This window comes from Comamonas sp. E6 (assembly GCF_001010305.1).
Classification (GTDB): domain Bacteria; phylum Pseudomonadota; class Gammaproteobacteria; order Burkholderiales; family Burkholderiaceae_C; genus Comamonas; species Comamonas thiooxydans.
This window is the reverse complement of record NZ_BBXH01000021.1, coordinates 106,326-125,570: the sequence shown is the minus strand read 5'-3', so window position 1 is coordinate 125,570 and position 19,245 is coordinate 106,326. Positions and strand designations below refer to the sequence as shown.

The following is a 19,245-nucleotide window of genomic DNA, read 5'->3' as shown; positions in this document are numbered from 1 at the left end:
TTACTGGCCGGCATACGCCGGTATGCCAATCCATTTTTGAGGACCGTGTTTTGGAAATCATTCAGTTTCTGATCGACTTCATCCTGCATATCGACAAGCATCTGGAAGCCTTTGTCGTGGCCTATGGGCCCTGGGTGTACGCCTTGCTGTTCATCATCGTGTTTGTCGAAACCGGTGTGGTGGTCATGCCTTTCCTGCCCGGTGACTCGCTGATGTTCATCGTCGGCGCGCTGTGCGGAGCCGGCTACATGAGCTACCCGTTGGCGGTGGTGGTGCTGCTGGCAGCAGCCATCCTGGGCGACCAGAGCAATTACACGATAGGCCGCTACCTGGGCCCCAAGGTGTTTCAGTGGGAGGACTCGCGCTGGTTCAACCGCAAGGCTTTTGACCAGGCCCACAACTTCTATGAGCGCTATGGCGGCGTGACCATCATTCTTGCGCGCTTCATGCCTTTCATCCGCACCTTTGCACCTTTCGTGGCCGGTGTGGCTCATATGAGCCGCGCCAAGTTCAGCCTGTTCAATGTCGTGGGGGCCGTGCTCTGGGTGGTGGGCATCAGCGCCGCAGGCTACTTCTTCGGCAATATGGAGTGGGTGAAGAACAATCTTGAAAAAATCATCTGGGGTCTGATCCTGGTGCCCGGTCTGATTGCCATCTTCGGTGCCTGGCGCGCCGGCAAGGCCGAAAAGGCCAGGACAGCCTGATCTGCACTCTTGACAGTGCTTTGCCCCGACCGGAAAAGCGCTGACCCATGAAAAAGCCCCGGCAAGCCGGGGCTTCTTTTTTGGGCATTCAGATCGGATCGAGGCGTTTATTTGCGCTTGCCTACCTCGTTGCCGATCAGCGCGCCTGCCGCGGCACCGCCTACGGTGCCCAAAGTGGAACCAAACAGTGCATCACCGACCACGCCGCCAGCGACGGCGCCGACACCGGTGCCGATCTGGGCATTGGTGGGCGAGGTGGAGCAGCCTGCCATGGCCAGCGTGAAGGCAGCAGACACGGTGATGGCAAGAGTTCGCAGTTTCATGAGGTCTCTCCTGTACAGCTTGCCCTAGAGGCCAGCTTTCATAAGAACACGCCTTGATCTTGAACCTTCTGCCCTGGCTTTCAGGTAGGAGAGAGGGCCAAGCCTGTGTCATTCAGGCTTGGCGACTGTCATCGAGCCGGCTTGTCGGCTGACAGCCAGCATGGTCGTTTTGTGTAAGCGCGCACTTAAACCGATCGGCTGCGCGCCAGGGGCGGGTTGTGGGCGAAGTACTTGCGTATGCCCGTCATCAGCGCATCGGCCAGTTGCTCGCGGTAGGCGGCAGAGGCCAGCTTGGCTTCTTCCTCGGGGTTGCTGATGAAGGCCGTTTCCACCAGCACGCTGGGAATGTCGGGCGCCTTCAGCACGGCAAAGCCGGCCTGCTCCACGCGGGCCTTGTGCAGCTTGGCCATGCTGCCGATTTCGCCCAGCAGCGAAGTGCCCAGCTTGAGGCTGTCCTTGATCTGGGCTGTGGTGCTCATGTCCAGCAGCATGCGCTGCACATGCTGATCCTGCAGTCCGCCCACGTTCAGGCCGCCCACCAGGTCGGCCTGATTTTCCTTGTTGGCCAGCCAGCGGGCGGCCGTGCTCGATGCCCCGCGTTCGCTGAGCGCAAACACGCTGGCACCGCGCGCTGCCGGGGTGGTGAAGGCATCGGCATGGATGCTGATGAACAGATCGGCCTGGACGCGGCGGGCTTTTTCCACGCGTGTGGCCAGGGGCACGAAGAAGTCGGCGTCGCGCGTCATGAAGGCGCGCATGGGGCTGCCGCCTATACGCGAGTTGTTGATGCGCTCGCGCAGCAGATGGGCGACCTTGAGCACCACGTCTTTTTCACGCAGGCCGCTCGGACCGGTGGCGCCGGGGTCTTCGCCGCCATGGCCGGGGTCCAGCGCCACGATGATGATGCGGTCCGTGCTTTGCGAGGTGGCAATATTGGGTGCAGGCCTTGGCGCCGGTGCCGGGCGTGGCGCGGGAGCAGGCGGCGGCGGCACGGGAGCCGGTGCCGGAGCCTGTGCAATTACCGCGGGAGCCGGTGCTGGCGCGCTGGGCCGCTGGTTGCGCTGGGCAATCAGATCACCCAGAGGGTCGGCCGGAGGGGCTGTCGCAATCGCTACAGGGGGCGGTGTCGTGATGGCGGGGTTGTGCGGTGCCGGGGCGGCGGCCGTGCTGCCGGCATCGCGCAGGCGCTCGCTGATCAGGGCTTCCAGCGGGTCCACGGCCTTGGCGGGGTAGAGGTCCAGCACCAGCCGGTGCTTGTAGGGAGCAATCGGGGCCAGCGTGAAGACCTGGGGCCGGGCTTCCTGCTTGAGGTCGATCACCAGACGCACCACGCCGGGCGCAAACTGGCCAACGCGGATGCTGGCGATATTGGGGTCGTCGGAGCGGACCTTTGCCACCAGTTCCTTGAGCGCCGGGTTCAGATCCAGGCCCTCGATATCGACGGCCAGCCGCGGCGGGCTGGGCACGAAGACCGGCTTGGCCGTCAGCGGAATATCGGATTCCAGCGTGACGCGCGAGTAGTCGGGTGCGGGCCAGACGCGCACGGCCACGATGCTCGCGCCCTGTGCAATATGCTGGCGGCCCAGCAGCAGAACCACGCCGCCTGCCTGCAGCAGATTGCGGCGGGAAAGACCCGGTCGGGAAAGACCCGGCAGGGAAGGGCCAGGTTGGGGCAGGTCCGGAAAAGCCGTGGAGAAAGTTGTTTTGCTCATGCCGTCAATGCTTCAAGCACGGTGCAGCCTGCGGGGGTGCCAGCCTTGAGCGTCACCTGTCGCTGCACATCGTCAATTGCTTCGATATGGATAGCTATATCCGCAACAGGTGTAACCGCTGCAGCCTTTTCGGGCCATTCTGCCAGCTTGAGTCCAGCACTGGCAAAAATGTCACGAAAACCTGCATCTTCCCATTCACGCGGATCGTCGAAGCGGTAGAAGTCAAAGTGCCAGATCGAGAGATCGCCAGCCTCATGCGGCTCCACCACTGCGTAGGTCGGGCTCTTGATGCGGCCCTGCACGCCCAGGGCGCGCAACCAGTGACGCACCAGCGTGGTCTTGCCCGCACCCAGGTCGCCATGCAGGGTCACATAGGCGTTGCGCAGCTGGGGCAGGGCGGCCAGTTGCCGGGCAAAGCGCTCGGTATCTTGTTCGCTTTGCCAGAGTATCTGGCACTGCGCCAGCGCCGGTGTGGGCTCGCTTCCTACAATTCGGGGTGTATGTTGAGCAGCAGTCAATTGGTTCCTTTGATGCAAGCCTGGGCTCGCGAGCTGGGATTTTCCCAAATCGGCGTGGCGGGCGTGGATTTGTCCTCGGCAGAACCCGGTTTGCTGCAATGGTTGGCGCAAGGGTTTCATGGCGAGATGCATTACATGCAGGCCCATGGTTTGAAACGAGCCCGGCCAGCGGAATTAGTTCCCGGCACGGTGAGCGTGATTACCGCGCGCATGGATTATCTGCCGCGCGAGACCGGGGACGGCTGGCAGGCCGTGGAATGGGATCGGCTCAAGCGTCCCGAAGAAGGCATTGTCTCCATCTACGCCAGAGGCCGTGACTATCACAAGGTGCTGCGCAACCGCCTGCAGAAGCTGGCTGAGCGCATCGCACAGGAAATAGGCCCGTTCGGCCACCGTGCTTTTACCGACTCCGCTCCGGTGCTGGAGGCCGAGCTGGCAAGCCGCAGCGGCCAGGGCTGGCGCGGCAAGCACACCCTGGTGCTGAGCCGCGAGGCCGGATCGATGTTCTTTCTGGGCGAAATCTATGTGGACTTTGCGCTAGAGCCCACCGTCCCCGTCACAGCGCACTGCGGCAGCTGCTCGTCCTGCATCGACGCCTGTCCCACGGGCGCCATCATCGCGCCGCACAAGGTCGATGCGCGGCGCTGCATCTCCTATCTGACCATCGAGCATGCGGGAAGCATTCCCGAGGAACTGCGGCCCTTGATGGCCAACCGCATCTATGGCTGCGATGACTGCCAGCTGGCCTGTCCCTGGAACAAGTTTGCCCATCCGAGCGTCTTGCCGGACTTCGACGCCCGCGCCGGACTGGCCGGCACTCAACTGGTGCATTTCCTGGCCTGGGATGAAGCCACTTTTTTGCGCGTGACCGAGGGCAGCCCCATCCGCCGCATTGGCCATGCGCGCTGGCTGCGCAATGTGGCCGTGGCCCTGGGCAATGCCTGGCGCGAAACCGGCAGGCCCGAACTCAAAGCCGCGCTGCAGAGCCGGGCCGATCATCCCGACCCCGTGGTGGCCGAACATGTGGCCTGGGCGCTGGCGCAGCGCGCCTGACTTTTAGTGAAATTGGCCTCTATCGCTTATCCAGTAAGCGCAAGAAGATATCAAATTCAAATGCCGATCAGCCAGAGCCCGAAGGGCAGGCTGAGCACGCCCAGCATCGTGGACAGCGACACCAGACTGGCCACAAACGAGCCTTCATAGCCCATGCGCACAGCCAGCACATAGCAGGACGAGGCAGTAGGCAGGCTGGAGAACGCCATCAGCGCAATCGCCTGCGGCTGGTTGAGGTGGAACAGCTGAACCATGGCAAAGGCGATCAGCGGCTGGATGGCATGGCGTATCAGCAGCAACTCGCTGGCCAGCAGCTTGTTGCTGGCCAGTGCACTGAGCTTGAGGCCGGCGCCGGCGGCCATCAGGCCCAGTGCGATCGAGGCCGCGCCGATACGGGCCACGGGGGCTTCGAGCAAGGCCGGAATTTTCAGTCCGGCGGCATTGAACAGCAGGGCGCTGACGGTGGCGATGATCAGCGGATTGCGCAGCAGATGACCGACAAAATGCTGGTCGCTGCCACGCGTCATGGGCCAGACGGCGGCCACATTGAACAGCGGCACGGATACGCCGATCAGCACCGAGACATAGAGCAGTCCGTCCGGCCCTGCCAGGCGCGAAACCAGTGCCAGCGCGATAAAGGAGTTGAAGCGAAACGCCACTTGCGCTGCTCCCGCATAGCCGCGTGCATCGATGCGCCGACCCAGAAGAGGCAGGTGCGGAAGGCTGTAGGTCAGCACAATGCCCAGCAGGCCTCCCAGCACACCGGCAGCCAGCAATTGGCTGGCGTCGCCCCACTGGATCGGGTTGCGCGTGATGGAGTGAAACAGCAGCACCGGAAACAGCAGGTAGTAGACGAGCTGCTCCACGGCTTGCCAGACGTTGCGGTTGATGGGCGTGAAACGGCACAGCACATAGCCCAGCACGATGAGCGCGAAATCGGGAAAAAGCAGTTCTAGATAGTTCACGGCCTGTAAGCATAGGGCCGGTCATAGGTTTGCTGAGAGAAAGCTGTCGCCAAGTTTCTATGTAGTAGTACTTACTGTTGTCGCTCGGCTCATTCGAGCTGAACTTTGATGCGCTTCAAGGAAATGGTGTGAATCTAGGGTAATTACTGAGAAATCAGGGCTAACAAGAATGTGTCGGGTTTTTTGCGGCACGTACCATCAGCCGTTAATTTCAGAACTCATAAGGAGACCCCTTCATGAATCGTCGTATGTGCGTGGGCCTGACAATGGCTCTGGCAACTGTAGGTTTTTCGACCGGTGTGTTGGCAGAGGCCAACTACCCCACCAAGCCCATCAAGCTGCTGGTGCCCTTTGCCGCAGGCGGCACGACCGACATCATTGCGCGTGTGATCGCCGAGCCGCTGAGCAAGGAACTGGGTCAGTCCGTGGTGGTGGACAACAAGGGCGGTGGCGGCGGCGTCATCGGTGCGCAGGAAACCGCGCGCCAGAAGCCAGACGGCTACAACCTGGGCATTTCCACGCTGTCGACCATGGCCACCAATCCGGCCATCAACCCCAAGACTCCCTACAACCCGCTGACGGACTTCACGCCCATCATCAATATTGCGGCCACGCCCAATGTGATCGCCGTGAACCCCAAGTTCCCCGGCGCGGCCAGCTACAAGGCTTTCGAGGCCGAACTCAAGGCCAATCCCGGCAAGTACTCCTATGGCTCGTCCGGTACGGGCGGCATCCAGCACATGCTGATGGAGCTGTACAAGTCGCTGACCGGCATCCAGATGACCCATGTGCCTTATCGCGGCGCGGGCCCGGCCCTGAACGACGCGGTTGCCGGCCAGATCCCCATGATTCTGGACAACCTGCCTTCGGCACTGCCTTTCATCAAGGACAACCGTCTCAAAGCCATCGCCGTGGCAGCTCCCCAGCGTCTGGCCGTGCTGCCTGACGTGCCCACCTTCAAGGAAGTGGGTCTGCCCCAGGTCAATCGCATGGCTTCCTACGGCATTCTGGGCCCCAAGGGCATGGACAAGGCCATGGTCGACAAGATCAATGCCGCTGTGAAGAAGGTGCTGCAGGACCCCGCGGTCAAGAAGCGCATCGAAGACACCGGCTCGCTGGTGGTGGGCAACTCTCCTCAGGAATTCGCCAAGGAACTGAAGGAAGAGTTCGAAACCTACAAGCAGGTCGTGGCCAAGCAGAAGCTGACACTGGACTAAGCAGCTGATCTGCTGCCGATACAGTAGCGGATACCGCAAGCCCGAATTGCCTTTGAGGCGATTCGGGCTTTGTTTTTTTATATTATTTTCCGCTCCCAGGCAGCAACAGAATCTTGCCGATGCTGACCCCGGACTCCATATGTCTGTGCGCCCCAGCAGCATCTGCCAAAGCGAAGGAGCTATCGATCACGGGCCGTATCGCTCCACTCTCCAATGCACCAAGCCATCGCTGGGCAAAGCGCTGGACCATCGCCTGCTTGACTTCGGGCGAGCGTGACTTCATCACGGTTCCGAAGATCCGCAGATGGCGGTACAGCACCAGGTCCATGGGCAATGCAGCGCCCTGGGAGCCGCCCAGCAGGCCCACCATCACCATGCGCCCGCCGACGGCCAGCGATCGCACATTGGGCTCCAGGTAGGGGGCACCGACGAAATCGATCACGATGTCCACGCCTTTGCCGTCGGTGGCCTGGGCCACCACGGTTTGGAAGTCCTCGCTGCGATAGTCGATGAAGACATCGGCTCCGAAACCCAGGACCGCTTCGCGCTTGTCGCCGCTGGCCGTCGCAAAAACCCGGGCGCCGGCAGCATGTGCAAGCTGAACGGCGGCCGATCCGACACCACCCGCTGCCGCATGGATCAGCACCGACTCGCCGGCGCGCAAGCCAGCCAGATGAAACAGGGCCTCGTGTGCGGTCACGAACACCTCGGGTATCGCACCGGCATCCACGAGGTCCAGATTCCCGGGGACATGTATCGCCATGCGGTGGTCTATGCGCGAAATCTCGGCATAAGCGCCGCCGCCCACGATACCCATGACCCGGTCGCCCACGGAGAAGCCCTGCACCAAGGGACCGGCGTCGATCACGGTTCCGGCGATCTCCAGGCCCATGGTGTCTGCGTCACCAAAGGAAGCTCGGCCATAGGCGCCCTTGCGGTGATAGAGGTCGGCACGATTGACGCCGATGGAGGCGTTGCGTACCAGCAAGTCGTGGGGGCGAAGCTCAGGAGCCGGCAGCTCGCGGGCCACCAGCACCTCGGGCCCGCCAAAGTCGTCAAAAACGATGGCCTGCATGGTGGTGGGCTTTGCTGCGGGGATGGAGTCTGTCAAAAAGGTGGGCATAGCGTCGTTCTCGAAATATCTTTGAGCGCTGAAGATTACGACGCAAAGCTTTGTTTGCAATGCAGCGATTTCGCTCTACATTGATGCAAATTTGCATCAACTGATGAGCCATGAACTGGGACGATACCCGCATCTTTCTCGCCCTGAGCCGCACGCACTCATTGCGCGCCGCAGCGCGCAGCCTGGGCATTGATCAGGCAACGGTCGGGCGACGCCTGAATGCGCTGGAGTCCGAGCTGGGGGCAAAGCTGTTTTTGCGGGCCAAGGATGGATACCTGCTCACGGCCGCTGGCGAGGTGGCACTGGCTGCGGCAAAGCGTATGGAGAGTGCGGCCCTGGACTTGCGCACCAAGATCGAGGGTCAGGATGAAAATCCCGGTGGGCTGGTGCGCGTGACAAGCACCGACTCCATCGCTATTGACCTGTTGCTGCCCGCTGTCGAGCGTGTGCAGCAGCACTGGCCGAATATCCGCGTGGATCTGGAAGTCTCTACCCAGTTGCTCAGCCTCGGTCGCCGACAGGCGGATATTGCTTTTCGCAACGTCAGGCCTGATACCCCGGAGCTGGTGGTTCGCCGTGTGGCTTCGTGGCCTGTGGGGCTGTTCGCAAGCACGAGTTATCTGGCTCGCTTTGGCGAGCCCGCCCCTGAAGACGAGTTGCGCGGTCACCATCTGGTGGCATACGGGCCTTATCTGGAGCAAAGTCCGCTACTGAGCATGGCCGGAGTGCCGGCACGTCAGGCCAGGATTGCCATGTCGGTCCGCTCCAGTCTCCTCGTGCGCAAGGCGGTTGCTGCAGGCATCGGGATTGGGGAAATGCCGTTGTGGATGGGGGAGCGCGAAGGCCTGGTGCGTATCTGGCCGCAACGCCGACGTCCGAACGACTACGAAGTCTGGCAGGTCATGCATCCCGATCTGCAGCGCACGGCTAGGGTGAGAGCGGTTGCGCAGTTCCTGGCCGAGGCTTTCGATGGTCCATCAGCCGGCATCAGCTGAAGCAGGCACAGCATTTGCCATTGCCGGTATCTGACCCTGATCTCCATGGTGCACCGAGCTGATTTCAGCTCGGTGCACCCTCGCCAGCGTGTACGCTAGCTCCATGTCCGACACTCCTAAAAAAGCCCGCAAACCGCAGATTCCCGATGACTGGCCGCAGCCCTTGCCGCAGAGCCAGCATGCGCTCGATCAGTTCATCGATGCCCTGCTGCTGGAGGACGGGCTTTCGCGCAATACCCTGTCCGCCTATCGGCGTGACCTGACAGCGGCTGCGCGCTGGCTGGCGCGGCTGCAGCCGCCCAAGGCGCTGGATGCTGCGCTGGAAGCCGATCTGCAGGGCTATTTCACGGCCCGTGTGGAGGGCACCAAGGCCACCTCCTCGAACCGCAGGCTGACGGTGTTGCGTCGCTATTTTCACTGGGCGCTGCGTGAAAAGCGCATCGCTGCCGACCCCACGGTGCGCATGCTGGCGGCCAAGCAGCCGTCGCGCATGCCCAAGACCCTGACCCAGGAGCAGGTGGAGGCCCTGCTCGATGCGCCCGATGTGGACAGCCCGCTGGGCTTGCGCGATCGCGCCATGCTGGAGCTGATGTATGCCAGCGGTCTGCGCGTCAGCGAACTGGTGGGCGTGCGCATGCATGAGCTGGACCTGCGCTCGGGCGTGCTGCGCGTGACGGGCAAGGGACGCAAGGAGCGGCTGGTGCCGTTCGGCCAGGAGGCGCAGCACTGGCTGGAGCGCTATCTGCAGCAGGCGCGTGCCGTGATTCTGGGAGGGCAGCAGACCGAGGAGGTGTTTGTGACCCAGCGCGGCGCGGGCATGAGTCGCGTGATGTTCTGGGTCATCGTCAAGAAATGCGCGCAGATTGCAGGTGTGAACTCGCCGCTGTCGCCACATACGCTGCGCCATGCGTTTGCCACCCATCTGCTCAACCATGGCGCCGACCTTCGCGTGGTGCAGATGCTGCTGGGGCATGCCGATATCTCCACCACCACCATCTACACCCATGTGGCGCGCGAGCGGCTCAAGGCTCTGCATGCCGAGCATCACCCGCGCGGCTGAGCCGCTACCTAGGTCGTCGCGCTGCCAAGCTGCAGGTGGTATAGCCCCCAGACGGCGGCAGGAAAGCGCTGCTTGACGGGCAACTGGCCGAGCTCCGGAATCTGATGGGCTGCAAAAATGGCCCAGAGCGGGCCCACGCCGCCCATTGCCAGCGGCACGCCGTCCAGCTGGGTGGCAATCAGCATGCGCCAGCGCACGGCCTGGGCCAGCGGTATCTGGCTGCGATAGCCATCTATGCCCTGCAAAGTCAGTTGCAGGCCGCGCGCCATGGCCTGGCCTACATCCACGCCGGCGGCCTGCAGCACCTGCTCCAGCAGCGGGCCTTGCAGGCTGTGCTCGGCTTCGTCGTATTCCAGCGTGGTCCTGAGCGTCTGCTGCTCCAGGCTGTTGAGCGCATCCATGCCACAGGACCAGGCTGCATCAAACAGATAGCCATGGATGATCAGCATGCGGTCCGCCACGGCCTGCGGCTTGCCGCGATTGGCCTGCACACCGGGGCCGCTGATGGTGAGCACAGCGGGCTGCAGGCCATCGAGCACGCAGGTGCGGGAGGCCTTGCGTGTGGCCGCGGCGGGCAGAGCCATGGCGCCCAGTGCAGCGCCCGCAGCACCGCTTCGCAGCAAGATGGAGCGACGGGATAGAGGTTGTTTTTCTTCCATGGGGCGCTTTCTTTGTGGAGATTGCTGCAGTCTAGCGGCAAGCCTTGCGGGCGTCATTGCGACATGTCGATGAAGGTGTTGGTCGGTTGGAGTGTTGGTCTATTTGAATGTTTGAAGTTTTATTTTGATGTTTTCTGTCCAATGAATTGACGAATCGTCGTCCAAATCAACCGGGGAATTCACTTTGGTCAAAAATGCAGGTCTTGATTTTTGGATTTCGAGTGATGACTAACTTTCTGCGTCGCAGCATGCTCACCTGTGCCCTGGCAGCCATGCTGCCTGTCACCTTGTCCCTGAATGTCCAGGCGGCCGACAAAGCCGACGCGGCTGGCTGGCCCAGCCGTCCCATTCGTCTGGTGGTGTCCTACCCTGCCGGTGGTGTGAGCGATGTGGTGGCCCGTGCACTGGGTGAAAAGCTGTCGCAGTCGTTGGGTCAGTCGGTGGTGATCGACAACAAGGCCGGTGCGGGTGGCGCGATTGGCCTGGATCAGGTTGCCAAGTCCAACCCCGATGGCTATACGCTGGGCTTTTCGTCCATCAGCCCGCTGACGCTGAGCCCCCATCTGGGCAAGCCGCTGTTCGATCCGCACAAGGATATTGTTCCCGTGGTCAGCGTGATGTACTCGCCCGTGCTGCTGCTGGGAACGACCCGTCTGGCAGCCAAGAGCTTTCCCGAGCTGATGACCCAGGCCAAGGCCCACCCCGGCGATGTGCGCTGGGCCACGGCCGGTCTGGCCTCGCTGGGCCACATCATGCTCGAGCAGATTGCCGATCAGGGCAAGGTTCAGATCACCCATGTGCCTTACAAGGGCGGTGGCCAGCAGCTCAATGACGGCCTGAGTGCACAGTTCGAAGTGTTGTCCACGAATGCCGGCCCAGCCGTGATGCAGCACATCAAGGCCGGCAAGTTCAAGGCCCTGGCCGTGGGAGCTCCGGCGCGTCTGGACTCGCTGCCTCAAGTGCCCACGCTGGCCGAGCTGGGTTACAAGAACGCCAACACCACATCGGTCTTCGGCATCTTCGCTCCCGCAGGTGTGCCCGCCCCCGTGCTGGCTCGCCTGAATGCCGAGGTGAACAAGGCGCTGGCGCTGCCCGAGATCCGTCAGCGCCTGGAGGCCACTGACAATGTGCCTACCGGCGGCAAGGCTGTGGACTTTGCCAAGCAGATCGAAGCCGAGTCCAGGTCCAACGCCCAGATCATCAAGGCTGCAGGTATCCAGACCAACTGATCGGGACTTTCTTGAATGAAAAAGGGCTTGCGGTCACATCGGCTGCAAGCCCTTTTTCGTTGTGCGCAGCAAGCGCACTGACTGGTCGCGAAGCGGATTGGCTCAGATCACTTCGCTGGCCAGGTTGTCGGCCCAGCTCAGTGCCTGCAGATGGGCCCAGTTGACCTGGTGGTTGGACAGCTGCAGCGCATTGGCGGCGCGGGCAAAAGCCGCTTCGTCGCCAGACTCGCAGGCGCGCGTCAGATCCAGGAAGGGTGCAAAAACGCCCTGGTTGTGTACCAGTGCGTCAACCACGGACTGGGGCAGGGCTACGGATTCCAGGGCCTTGGCCATGGGCTGGCTCAGCATCACATCGAGCAGCGAGAAAACGCCCACGACGAAAGCGTGGTCGCATTCCTCGGGTGGCAGCAGCTCGGCGGTCAGCAGCTCCATCAGGCGGCCGCGCACCACGGCTGTCTGGCCCACAGCCGGCGGTGTGCCGCCGGCGCGTGAGGTGGTCAGCAGCAGGGCCGCCCAGCGGAACAGCTTCTTGAGGCCCAGAATCATCACTGCATGGCGGAAGGAGGTGATCTCGCAGGACAGACCGAAACCCGAGCTGTTGATGAAGCGCAGCAGGTTGAAGGACAGCGTGGGGTCCTTCTTGAGCAGCTCTTCGATCTCCTCCGTGCTGGCCTGCTGGCGCACCAGGTTGATGAGCTGGATGATGGTGGTCTGCGTGGGGCGGATGGTGCGCGCCTGCACGAGCTGGGGCTGGGCGAACCAGTAGCCCTGGAACAGCTTCACACCCAGGCCCAGCATATGCTCGAACTGCTCGGCTGTTTCGACCTTCTCGGCCACGATCTGGGCGCGTGTGTAGGTCTGGGCAAACTTCACCAGCTTCTCGGCATGCTCGATCGCGAAGCTCTGCATGTCCAGCTTGACGAAGGAGGCCATGGGCAGCCATGACGCATAGTTGCGGCGCAGCAGGTTCTGGTCGAAAGCCAGGCGAAAGCCACGCTGGCGCAGGGCCGCAAATGTGGGCAGGCAGGCTTCGATGTTTTCCTGCGTGGCATCGGCGGGCAGGGCCGGCACTTCCAGTACCACACGGTCGGGGTGAATCAGCTCCAGGTGGCCGCCGCTCAGGCTGTCGTGGGTGCAGTTGATGAAAACCGTCTTTTTGCCCACCAGGGCTTCGGCACCGGCGTAGGACAGTGCATTGAACAGCAGCGCCGCATCGGATGCTGCTGTGTGTGCGTTATGTGCAACCGAGCGGTCAAACAGCTCGTAGCCATACACATCCCGCTTTTCATCGACGATTGCCTGACGCGCAATGCTGGCCATATTGGCCTCGTCCCTGTCTGCAACGGGGCTGGCGGTTGGTGAAGAGGCGTTTGTGTCAGAGGTATCCATGTCGGTTATCGCTTGGGTGTGGGGCAAAAGCGCTGTCAGTCGGACAGACACTCCGTCCATCTCAAAGCCTGCAGATGAGCGTGATTGATGTCCCCGTGCTCCAGCTCCAGGCTGCAGGCACTGCGGTCGAATTGTTCCTGGTCATGACTCTCGCAGGCCTTGGTGAGCATCAGCAGCTCGCCCAGAATGCCTTCATGATGCAGCAGCGCGGCGGAGACCGACTCGGACACCGGAATCAGCGCCAGCGCTGCAGGCAAAGGCATGCCCAGCATGCGGTCCAGCATGGAGAACATGCCGCAGATAAAGGCCAGATCGGCGTCGGTGTCCGTTAGCGAGTGCTTGGCCAGCAGCTCCATCAGACGGCCGCGAATCACGGCGGTCTGGCCTACGGCCGGCGGGGGGCCGCCTTCACGGGCGGCCGTCAGCAGCATGGCAGCCCAGCGAAACAGCTTGTTCAGGCCGAGCAGCATCACGGCCTGCTTGAAAGAGGTGATCTTGCGATGGGCGCCAAAGCTGGCCGAGTTGATGAGGCGCAGCAGGTTGAAGGCCAGGGCGGCGTCCTTTTTGAGAACTTCCTCGATCGCATCGGTGCTGGCCTGCTCGCGTACCAGCGTCAGCAACTGGATGATGCTTTGCTGCGTCGGGGTCAGAAGGCGGGTCTGCATCACCGTGGGACGGGCAAACCAGAAACCCTGGAAAAGCTCTATGCCCAGGCGCTGCCCCAGCTCATGCTGATGGGCACTTTCGACTTTTTCGGCGATCAGCTCGGCGCGGGTGTGGCGGTTGGCGAACTTGACCAGCACCGTAAGCTGGTCCGGTGCCAGCGTGGAGAGGTCTAGCTTGATGTAGTCGGCCAGCGGCAGCCAGGCCGAATACACAGACTCCAGTACCGTGTGGTTGAAGGCCAGATGAAAGCCCTGGTCCTTGAGTGCCAGCAAGGTGGGCAGGCGGGCTGCCACCTCATGCACGGCAGCATGGCCCAGAGGGGGGATCTCCAGCACCACCTTGTCGGCAGGCAGCAGCTCCAGGTGCTCGCCGGTCAGACCTTCGTGAGTGCAATTCACGAACATGAGCTTGGTGCCGACCAGATCTTCCTCTCCAGCATGCGTGAGGGCCGCAAAGATCAGCGTCGCGTCTGAGGCCATGGTGTGACCATAAGGCGAGCGCGAGCGGTTGAACAGCTCGTAACCAATGATTTGCTGCAGCCCGTTGACGATGGGCTGGCGTGCAATCATGCCTTTGGACAGGTTGCGCGGCGAGGCGAATGCCTGGTCCTCTATGGTTTGTTCACTCATTGCTGCATGACGTCTGTGTGGGAAATGGTTGGCTGTGCCGGTTATTGTAAGAACGAGCCGATCATAGTGTCAGCTTCGTGCGTTCAGTCCGTTTGTGCCAACAACTTCGGCTCGCGGGCCTCGCTTGTCGGTGGTTCTTGATTCGAGTCAAGAAAAAATACCTAGATCTGTTGCAGCCAGGCGATCTCGGTTGCGGTGAAGCCTGCGGCGCGGCGTGCCTTCTCATTGAAGGGTGGGCGCAGGCGCGGCGCTTCATGGCGCTTTGTCAGCTCCAGGTACAACGACTCGGGGTCCAGACCGTTTTTCTCGCACAGCCAGCGATACCAGTGGTTGCCTATGGCCACATGGCCCACTTCCTCGCGCAGGATGATGTCCAGAATGTCACAGGCCGCCAGCGCATCGGTCGCGTGGGTGTTGCGCAGCTTGTTCTGGATCTGCGGCGTGGCGTCCAGGCCGCGCGCCTCCAGCGTTCTGGGTACCAGGGCCATGCGGGCCACGATGTCGCCCGCCGTTTTCTCGCACATGGTCCACAGGCCCTGGTGGGCCGGATGGTCGCCATAGTCCTGACCATGATGCTGGCGCAGATGATCGCGCAGCAGGCGGAAATGCTTGGCTTCCTCTGCAGCCACCTGCAGCCAGTCGTGGTAGTACTGCCCGGGCATGCCGTCGAAGCGCCAGATGGCGTCCAGTGCGAGGTTGATGGCATTGAACTCTATATGTGCAATGGCATGGATGAGCACGGCCCGGCCTTCGAGGGTGGCAGGCGAGCGGCGCGCCACGGCCGTGTGGTGCTTGAGCTCGGGCCGGGCCGGGCGACCGGGAAGCTCGGATTCGGGGATGCGCAGTGTCGGTGCTGTTTCTGCTATCGAATAGAGAGCTTTTTGTGCATGCAGATCAATGGCTGCAGCAGCTTTTTTCTCAGGGTCTGCAAGACACAAGACCTCTAGCGCGCGATGACGTAACTCCATCCCTACAATTCTAGGTTCTATAAAGAAGCAACCCACAGGGAGACAAGCAGATGGCAATTTACGAACTCGACGGCGTTGCGCCGCAGATCGACGAAAGCGCCTGGGTGGCCGACAGCGCCGAGGTCATGGGCCGCGTCAAGCTGGACAAGGACGCCAGCGTCTGGTTTGGAACGGTCATCCGCGGGGATACCGAAAACATCAGCATCGGCGCGGGCTCCAACATCCAGGATGCCAGCGTGCTGCATGCCGATTTCGGCAAACCGCTTACGGTGGGTTGCAATGTGACGGTTGGCCACCAAGTAATGCTGCATGGCTGCACGATTGGCGATGGCTCGCTCATCGGCATCGGTGCAGTGGTGCTCAATGGCGCCAGGATAGGCAGGAACTGCCTGGTGGGCGCAGGCTCGCTGGTGACCGAGGGCAAGGAATTTCCCGACGGCTCCATGATCCTCGGCAGCCCCGCCAAGGTCGTGCGCGAGCTATCGCCCGAGCAGATCGAAGGTCTGCGCCAGAGCGCCAGGAACTATGTTGAAAATGCTCGCCGCTTCAAGCGCGGCTTGCGCAAGCTGGGCTGAGGGCCCTGCTTTTTACCGGAATCGATTAGCGTGTCTGAACTGCATAAATTCATTTTTGACGGCCTGCCCGTGCGTGGTGCCATTGTTCGCCTGACTGACTCCTGGCAGGAAATCCTGCAGCGCCGTGCCGGCAACAAGGATACCGGCGCCTACCCAGAGGCCGTCAGCACCTTGCTCGGCGAGATGACGGCGGCTGGCGTGCTCATGCAGTCCAATATCAAGTTCAATGGCGCGCTGGTATTCCAGGTCATGGGTGACGGCCCGGTCAAACTGGCCGTGGCCGAAGTGCAGTCGGATCTGAGCCTGCGTGCCACGGCAACACTGGTGGGAGAGGCCAATCTGCCCCTGCGCGGCCAGTTGGCCCCGCTGGCAGAACTGGTCAATGCCCATGGCGCGGGCCGCTGCGCCGTCACGCTGGACCCCAAGGACCGCCAGCCCGGCCAGAACCCCTATCAGGGCGTGGTGCCGCTCAACGATGGTGCTGGCGGCCGCTTCGAGCGCCTGTCGGATGCGCTGCAGTTCTACATGATGCAGTCCGAGCAGCTCGACACCGTGATGGTGCTGGCCGCCAATGACCAGATCGCTGCCGGTCTGATGCTGCAGCGCATGCCTGTGAAGGGCGAGGCGAATCTGGCCGCGGCCACCGAAAGCGGGGAGGCCGAGCATGACGCCCAGGGCCTGAACGAGGAGTACAACCGCGTTGCCACGCTGGCCTCCAGCCTGACGCAGCAAGAGCTGTTGACGCTGGATGTGGAGACCATTTTGCGGCGCCTGTTCTGGGAGGAGAAGCTGCTGCGCTTCGCTCCTCAGGCCGACGAGAAGGCCCCGCGTTTCGCCTGTACCTGCAGCCGTGACCGGGTGGCCGCCATGCTGACCTCGCTGGGCGAGGAAGAGGTGGATTCCATCGTGGCCGAGCGTGGCAAGATCGAGGTGGGCTGCGACTTCTGCGGCCAGCAATACCAGTTCGACGCCATCGATGCGGCGCGTCTGTTCACCGAAGTGCAAAAGCAGCCGCCCAGCTCCAGCTCGGTGCAGTAACTGAACAGTCTGCTCGCGGCTATGGAGCTCTGATGGCGGTGGAGACACCCTGCAAGAGCCCAGGTCGGGGCAGCGCGGGTGTCTTCCAGCTCGGAAAAGATAGGGGAGAAGGCACGAGGCGCCTCAGGGGGCGCTTTTCAAGGCCTCGAACAGTGCCAGCTCGCACTCGGGATCGCCGCATTGCTCGCAGGCTTTGCGGCGTATTTTCTGACTGGAACTCCAGGGATTTTTGCTTGAAATCCAATCCCAGTCTGCGGCCGGTTCCATGAATTTCAGAGAGGCAGTCAGTTGCTGCCATTGGGCAGACGGTCTGCCGTACAGCATCACATAGCTCTGAGAGCGTGCTTCCAGCAGTGCGCGCCATTGGCTGATCTGCTGAGCGATGGCGGGGTCCGGGTCGGCATCGCGCCAGTCCTGGCCCAGCACATAGACCAGGGCATCGGCCGGCCATTCATCGCCGCTCGCGGGGGCCATGCATTGCCAGGGGCCGGCCAGGCCCGCATCCAGACGGGCCTGCAGCAAGCCATGCGCCATGCCGCGCGCCAGGGCATGGGGAGCGCCCAGCAGCACCACCGTGGGCGCAGGAACAGCAAAGCCAGCGCGGGGCTGGCTTCGGGACGGAGCGGGCGCCGGATCAGCGCCTGGAAACCTGAATATAGATTTCATTGGGTTTGACCATGCCCAGCTCGTAACGGGCCTTTTCTTCCACGGTGGACAGGCCGTCCTTGAGGTCGTTGACCTCGGACTGCAGCCTGTCGTTTTCCGATTTTTCTAGGGCGTTGGCCGCGTATTGATCCTTGATTTGCTGCTGCAGCTCGTGCACATAGGCCATGCTGCCATTGCCCAGCCAGAGCTGGGCATGAATGGCGGTCAGCAAGACCAGCAATGTGACGCAGACGACGCGGTTGACCATACAAAAAACCTGGTGGAATCAAGGGTAAGCGCCCTGGCCGCAAAGCGGTTGCCGGGCACTTACTTCAGCTGCGCACTTTAGCGCAGGTTGTAGAAGGCAGCGCGGCCGGGGTACTCGGCGACATCGCCCAGGTCTTCCTCGATGCGCAGCAGCTGGTTGTACTTGGCGATACGGTCGGAGCGGCTCATGGAGCCAGTCTTGATTTGACCAGCATTCAGGCCCACGGCGATGTCGGCAATGGTGCTGTCTTCGGTTTCGCCAGAGCGGTGCGAGATCACGGCGGTGTAGCCGGCGCGCTTGGCCATTTCGATGGCGGCGAAGGTCTCGGTCAGGGTGCCGATCTGGTTGATCTTGATCAGGATCGAGTTGGCGATGCGCTTTTCGATGCCTTCCTTGAGGATCTTGGTGTTGGTCACGAACAGGTCGTCACCCACCAGCTGAACCTTGGCGCCCAGGCGCTCGGTCAGGATCTTCCAGCCATCCCAGTCGCCTTCGTGCATGCCGTCTTCGATGGAGATGATGGGGTACTTGTCGCACCAGCCGGCCAGCATGTCGGTCCACTGCGTCGAAGTCAGTGTCATATTGCCTTCGCCGGCCAGCACGTACATGCCGTCCTTGTAGAACTCGGATGCTGCGCAGTCCAGGCCCAGGGCGATCTGCTCGCCGGGCTTGTAGCCGGCCTTTTCGATGGCTTCGATGATTAGCTGGATCGCGGCTTCGTGGTTTTCCACGGAAGGTGCGAAACCGCCTTCGTCGCCCACGGCGGTGGACATGCCATTGTGGTGGATGATGGCCTTCAGAGCGTGGAAGACTTCGGCACCCCAGCGCACGGCTTCACGGAAGGTGGGGGCACCCACGGGGATGATCATGAACTCTTGCAGGTCCAGCGAGTTGTTCGCGTGGGCGCCGCCGTTGATCACGTTCATCATGGGCACGGGCAGCTGCACGCCACCCATGCCGCCGAAGTAGCGGTACAGGGGCAGGCCGGCTTCTTCGGCTGCGGCGCGGGCCACGGCCATGGACACGGCCAGCATGGCGTTGGCGCCCAGGCGGCTCTTGTTGTCGGTACCGTCCAGGTCGATCAGGGTCTTGTCCAGGAAAGCCTGCTCGGAAGCGTCCAGGCCCAGCACGGCTTCGGAGATTTCGGTGTTGATGTGCTCCACAGCCTTGAGCACGCCCTTGCCCAGGTAACGGCTCTTGTCGCCGTCACGCAGTTCAATGGCTTCGCGCGAGCCGGTGGACGCGCCCGAGGGCACGGCGGCACGGCCCATCACGCCGGATTCCAGCAGCACGTCGCACTCAACGGTGGGATTGCCGCGGCTGTCCAGCACTTCGCGGCCTACGATGTCAACAATGGCACTCATTGCATTTCCTTTGGGTTTCTGAAATCGGTACGTGCAGGCTGACTTCTTTCATGAAATCACGCCCAAGCGCTTGTGCATAAAGCGCAAGCTGCTATCAAAATTGTGAAGCCGACTCTTCTCCACATGCTGCGCGCGCGCCATGCAC

20 protein-coding genes are annotated in these 19,245 nt (G+C 62.2%); 8 read left to right on the top strand and 12 right to left on the bottom strand.

The window, feature by feature from the left end; genetic code table 11:
- The first annotated feature begins 50 nt into the window (after window positions 1–50).
- Window positions 51–704: a DedA family protein gene (locus CSE6_RS18905; RefSeq protein ID WP_003064464.1), complete on the top strand. Its 654-nt coding sequence runs from the start codon at window positions 51–53 to the stop codon at window positions 702–704.
- A 107-nt stretch (window positions 705–811) separates the two neighbouring features.
- Here CSE6_RS18905 and CSE6_RS18900 read toward each other — a convergent pair whose 3' ends face one another.
- The 3 genes from CSE6_RS18900 to tsaE form a co-directional block, all read right to left on the bottom strand.
- Window positions 812–1,027 carry a glycine zipper 2TM domain-containing protein gene (locus tag CSE6_RS18900; protein WP_003064466.1) on the bottom strand — a complete coding sequence of 72 codons (216 nt, stop codon included), beginning with the start codon at window positions 1,025–1,027 and terminating at the stop codon, window positions 812–814.
- Window positions 1,028–1,212: 185 nt separating this feature from the next.
- A complete protein-coding gene (locus tag CSE6_RS18895) occupies window positions 1,213–2,739 on the bottom strand; it encodes an N-acetylmuramoyl-L-alanine amidase (protein WP_193751147.1) in 1,527 nt (508 codons plus the stop codon).
- Window positions 2,736–3,257, bottom strand: a complete 522-nt coding sequence (gene tsaE, locus CSE6_RS18890; RefSeq protein WP_034359921.1) for a tRNA (adenosine(37)-N6)-threonylcarbamoyltransferase complex ATPase subunit type 1 TsaE — start codon at window positions 3,255–3,257, stop codon at window positions 2,736–2,738. Before tsaE ends, CSE6_RS18895 begins: the two co-directional genes overlap by 4 nt.
- A gap of 12 nt (window positions 3,258–3,269) precedes the next feature.
- Between tsaE and queG the strand changes: the two genes are divergently transcribed.
- Window positions 3,270–4,310, top strand: coding sequence for a tRNA epoxyqueuosine(34) reductase QueG (gene queG, locus CSE6_RS18885; RefSeq protein WP_059441234.1), 1,041 nt, complete (start codon window positions 3,270–3,272; stop codon window positions 4,308–4,310).
- Window positions 4,311–4,366: 56 nt separating this feature from the next.
- Here queG and CSE6_RS18880 read toward each other — a convergent pair whose 3' ends face one another.
- Window positions 4,367–5,275: an AEC family transporter gene (locus tag CSE6_RS18880; protein ID WP_059441233.1), complete on the bottom strand. Its 909-nt coding sequence runs from the start codon at window positions 5,273–5,275 to the stop codon at window positions 4,367–4,369.
- 236 nt (window positions 5,276–5,511) lie between these two features.
- Between CSE6_RS18880 and CSE6_RS18875 the strand changes: the two genes are divergently transcribed.
- Window positions 5,512–6,492 carry a tripartite tricarboxylate transporter substrate binding protein BugE gene (locus CSE6_RS18875; protein WP_034408728.1) on the top strand — a complete coding sequence of 327 codons (981 nt, stop codon included), beginning with the start codon at window positions 5,512–5,514 and terminating at the stop codon, window positions 6,490–6,492.
- Between the two features lie 82 nt (window positions 6,493–6,574).
- Here the strand turns inward: CSE6_RS18875 and CSE6_RS18870 are convergent, their stop codons facing one another.
- The gene (locus tag CSE6_RS18870) at window positions 6,575–7,615 is read right to left on the bottom strand and encodes an NAD(P)H-quinone oxidoreductase (protein ID WP_083994770.1); all 1,041 of its coding nucleotides are present in this window, start codon (window positions 7,613–7,615) and stop codon (window positions 6,575–6,577) included.
- A gap of 110 nt (window positions 7,616–7,725) precedes the next feature.
- On the opposite strand from CSE6_RS18870, the gene CSE6_RS18865 reads away from it, so the two are divergent.
- Together CSE6_RS18865 and xerD are read left to right on the top strand one after the other, a co-directional pair.
- On the top strand, window positions 7,726–8,610 hold the full coding sequence (locus CSE6_RS18865) for a LysR family transcriptional regulator (RefSeq protein ID WP_034378802.1): 885 nt from the start codon (window positions 7,726–7,728) through the stop codon (window positions 8,608–8,610).
- Between the two features lie 103 nt (window positions 8,611–8,713).
- Complete coding sequence (xerD, locus tag CSE6_RS18860; RefSeq protein WP_059441232.1) at window positions 8,714–9,670, top strand: site-specific tyrosine recombinase XerD; 957 nt, start codon at window positions 8,714–8,716, stop codon at window positions 9,668–9,670.
- Between the two features lie 8 nt (window positions 9,671–9,678).
- Here xerD and CSE6_RS18855 read toward each other — a convergent pair whose 3' ends face one another.
- Window positions 9,679–10,329 (bottom strand): molybdopterin-dependent oxidoreductase, encoded by a 651-nt coding sequence (locus CSE6_RS18855; RefSeq protein WP_034359928.1) that lies wholly within the window; start codon window positions 10,327–10,329, stop codon window positions 9,679–9,681.
- Window positions 10,330–10,553: 224 nt separating this feature from the next.
- On the opposite strand from CSE6_RS18855, the gene CSE6_RS18850 reads away from it, so the two are divergent.
- A complete protein-coding gene (locus CSE6_RS18850) occupies window positions 10,554–11,558 on the top strand; it encodes a tripartite tricarboxylate transporter substrate binding protein (protein WP_059441231.1) in 1,005 nt (334 codons plus the stop codon).
- Between the two features lie 102 nt (window positions 11,559–11,660).
- Here the strand turns inward: CSE6_RS18850 and CSE6_RS18845 are convergent, their stop codons facing one another.
- The 3 genes from CSE6_RS18845 to CSE6_RS18835 form a co-directional block, all read right to left on the bottom strand.
- On the bottom strand, window positions 11,661–12,947 hold the full coding sequence (locus CSE6_RS18845; protein WP_034359932.1) for an EAL and HDOD domain-containing protein: 1,287 nt from the start codon (window positions 12,945–12,947) through the stop codon (window positions 11,661–11,663).
- 35 nt (window positions 12,948–12,982) lie between these two features.
- On the bottom strand, window positions 12,983–14,242 hold the full coding sequence (locus CSE6_RS18840) for an EAL and HDOD domain-containing protein (RefSeq protein WP_003064492.1): 1,260 nt from the start codon (window positions 14,240–14,242) through the stop codon (window positions 12,983–12,985).
- 161 nt (window positions 14,243–14,403) lie between these two features.
- Window positions 14,404–15,210: a ferritin-like domain-containing protein gene (locus tag CSE6_RS18835; RefSeq protein ID WP_059441230.1), complete on the bottom strand. Its 807-nt coding sequence runs from the start codon at window positions 15,208–15,210 to the stop codon at window positions 14,404–14,406.
- A 50-nt stretch (window positions 15,211–15,260) separates the two neighbouring features.
- Here CSE6_RS18835 and CSE6_RS18830 point away from each other — a divergent pair, with 50 nt between their 5' ends.
- Window positions 15,261–15,785, top strand: a complete 525-nt coding sequence (locus CSE6_RS18830; protein WP_003064497.1) for a gamma carbonic anhydrase family protein — start codon at window positions 15,261–15,263, stop codon at window positions 15,783–15,785.
- Between the two features lie 30 nt (window positions 15,786–15,815).
- Entirely contained in the window at window positions 15,816–16,823 is a 1,008-nt protein-coding gene (locus CSE6_RS18825) for an Hsp33 family molecular chaperone HslO (RefSeq protein ID WP_059441229.1), read from the top strand.
- A gap of 123 nt (window positions 16,824–16,946) precedes the next feature.
- On the opposite strand, the gene CSE6_RS18820 is transcribed toward CSE6_RS18825, so the two are convergent.
- The 3 genes from CSE6_RS18820 to eno all read right to left on the bottom strand — a co-directional run bounded on the left by CSE6_RS18820 (window position 16,947) and on the right by eno (window position 19,100).
- Window positions 16,947–17,489, bottom strand: coding sequence for a hypothetical protein (locus tag CSE6_RS18820; RefSeq protein ID WP_193751146.1), 543 nt, complete (start codon window positions 17,487–17,489; stop codon window positions 16,947–16,949).
- Window positions 17,458–17,736, bottom strand: a complete 279-nt coding sequence (locus tag CSE6_RS18815) for a septum formation initiator family protein (RefSeq protein ID WP_034389417.1) — start codon at window positions 17,734–17,736, stop codon at window positions 17,458–17,460. Before CSE6_RS18815 ends, CSE6_RS18820 begins: the two co-directional genes overlap by 32 nt.
- 77 nt (window positions 17,737–17,813) lie before the next feature.
- Window positions 17,814–19,100, bottom strand: coding sequence for a phosphopyruvate hydratase (eno, locus tag CSE6_RS18810; protein ID WP_003057720.1), 1,287 nt, complete (start codon window positions 19,098–19,100; stop codon window positions 17,814–17,816).
- Window positions 19,101–19,245 lie beyond the last annotated feature (145 nt).

Bases quoted from the DNA above. Each gene is read 5' to 3' on its own strand.
- CSE6_RS18900 (WP_003064466.1), bottom strand. From the start codon at position 1,027: ATGAAACTGCGAACTCTTGCCATCACCGTGTCTGCTGCCTTCACGCTG.
- CSE6_RS18895 (WP_193751147.1), bottom strand. From the start codon at position 2,739: ATGAGCAAAACAACTTTCTCCACGGCTTTTCCGGACCTGCCCCAACCT.
- queG (WP_059441234.1), top strand. From the start codon at position 3,270: ATGCAAGCCTGGGCTCGCGAGCTGGGATTTTCCCAAATCGGCGTGGCG.
- CSE6_RS18875 (WP_034408728.1), top strand. From the start codon at position 5,512: ATGAATCGTCGTATGTGCGTGGGCCTGACAATGGCTCTGGCAACTGTA.
- CSE6_RS18870 (WP_083994770.1), bottom strand. From the start codon at position 7,615: ATGCCCACCTTTTTGACAGACTCCATCCCCGCAGCAAAGCCCACCACC.
- CSE6_RS18865 (WP_034378802.1), top strand. From the start codon at position 7,726: ATGAACTGGGACGATACCCGCATCTTTCTCGCCCTGAGCCGCACGCAC.
- xerD (WP_059441232.1), top strand. From the start codon at position 8,714: ATGTCCGACACTCCTAAAAAAGCCCGCAAACCGCAGATTCCCGATGAC.
- CSE6_RS18855 (WP_034359928.1), bottom strand. From the start codon at position 10,329: ATGGAAGAAAAACAACCTCTATCCCGTCGCTCCATCTTGCTGCGAAGC.
- CSE6_RS18850 (WP_059441231.1), top strand. From the start codon at position 10,554: ATGACTAACTTTCTGCGTCGCAGCATGCTCACCTGTGCCCTGGCAGCC.
- CSE6_RS18845 (WP_034359932.1), bottom strand. From the start codon at position 12,947: ATGGATACCTCTGACACAAACGCCTCTTCACCAACCGCCAGCCCCGTT.
- CSE6_RS18840 (WP_003064492.1), bottom strand. From the start codon at position 14,242: ATGAGTGAACAAACCATAGAGGACCAGGCATTCGCCTCGCCGCGCAAC.
- CSE6_RS18835 (WP_059441230.1), bottom strand. From the start codon at position 15,210: ATGGAGTTACGTCATCGCGCGCTAGAGGTCTTGTGTCTTGCAGACCCT.
- CSE6_RS18830 (WP_003064497.1), top strand. From the start codon at position 15,261: ATGGCAATTTACGAACTCGACGGCGTTGCGCCGCAGATCGACGAAAGC.
- CSE6_RS18820 (WP_193751146.1), bottom strand. From the start codon at position 17,489: ATGAAATCTATATTCAGGTTTCCAGGCGCTGATCCGGCGCCCGCTCCG.
- CSE6_RS18815 (WP_034389417.1), bottom strand. From the start codon at position 17,736: ATGGTCAACCGCGTCGTCTGCGTCACATTGCTGGTCTTGCTGACCGCC.
- eno (WP_003057720.1), bottom strand. From the start codon at position 19,100: ATGAGTGCCATTGTTGACATCGTAGGCCGCGAAGTGCTGGACAGCCGC.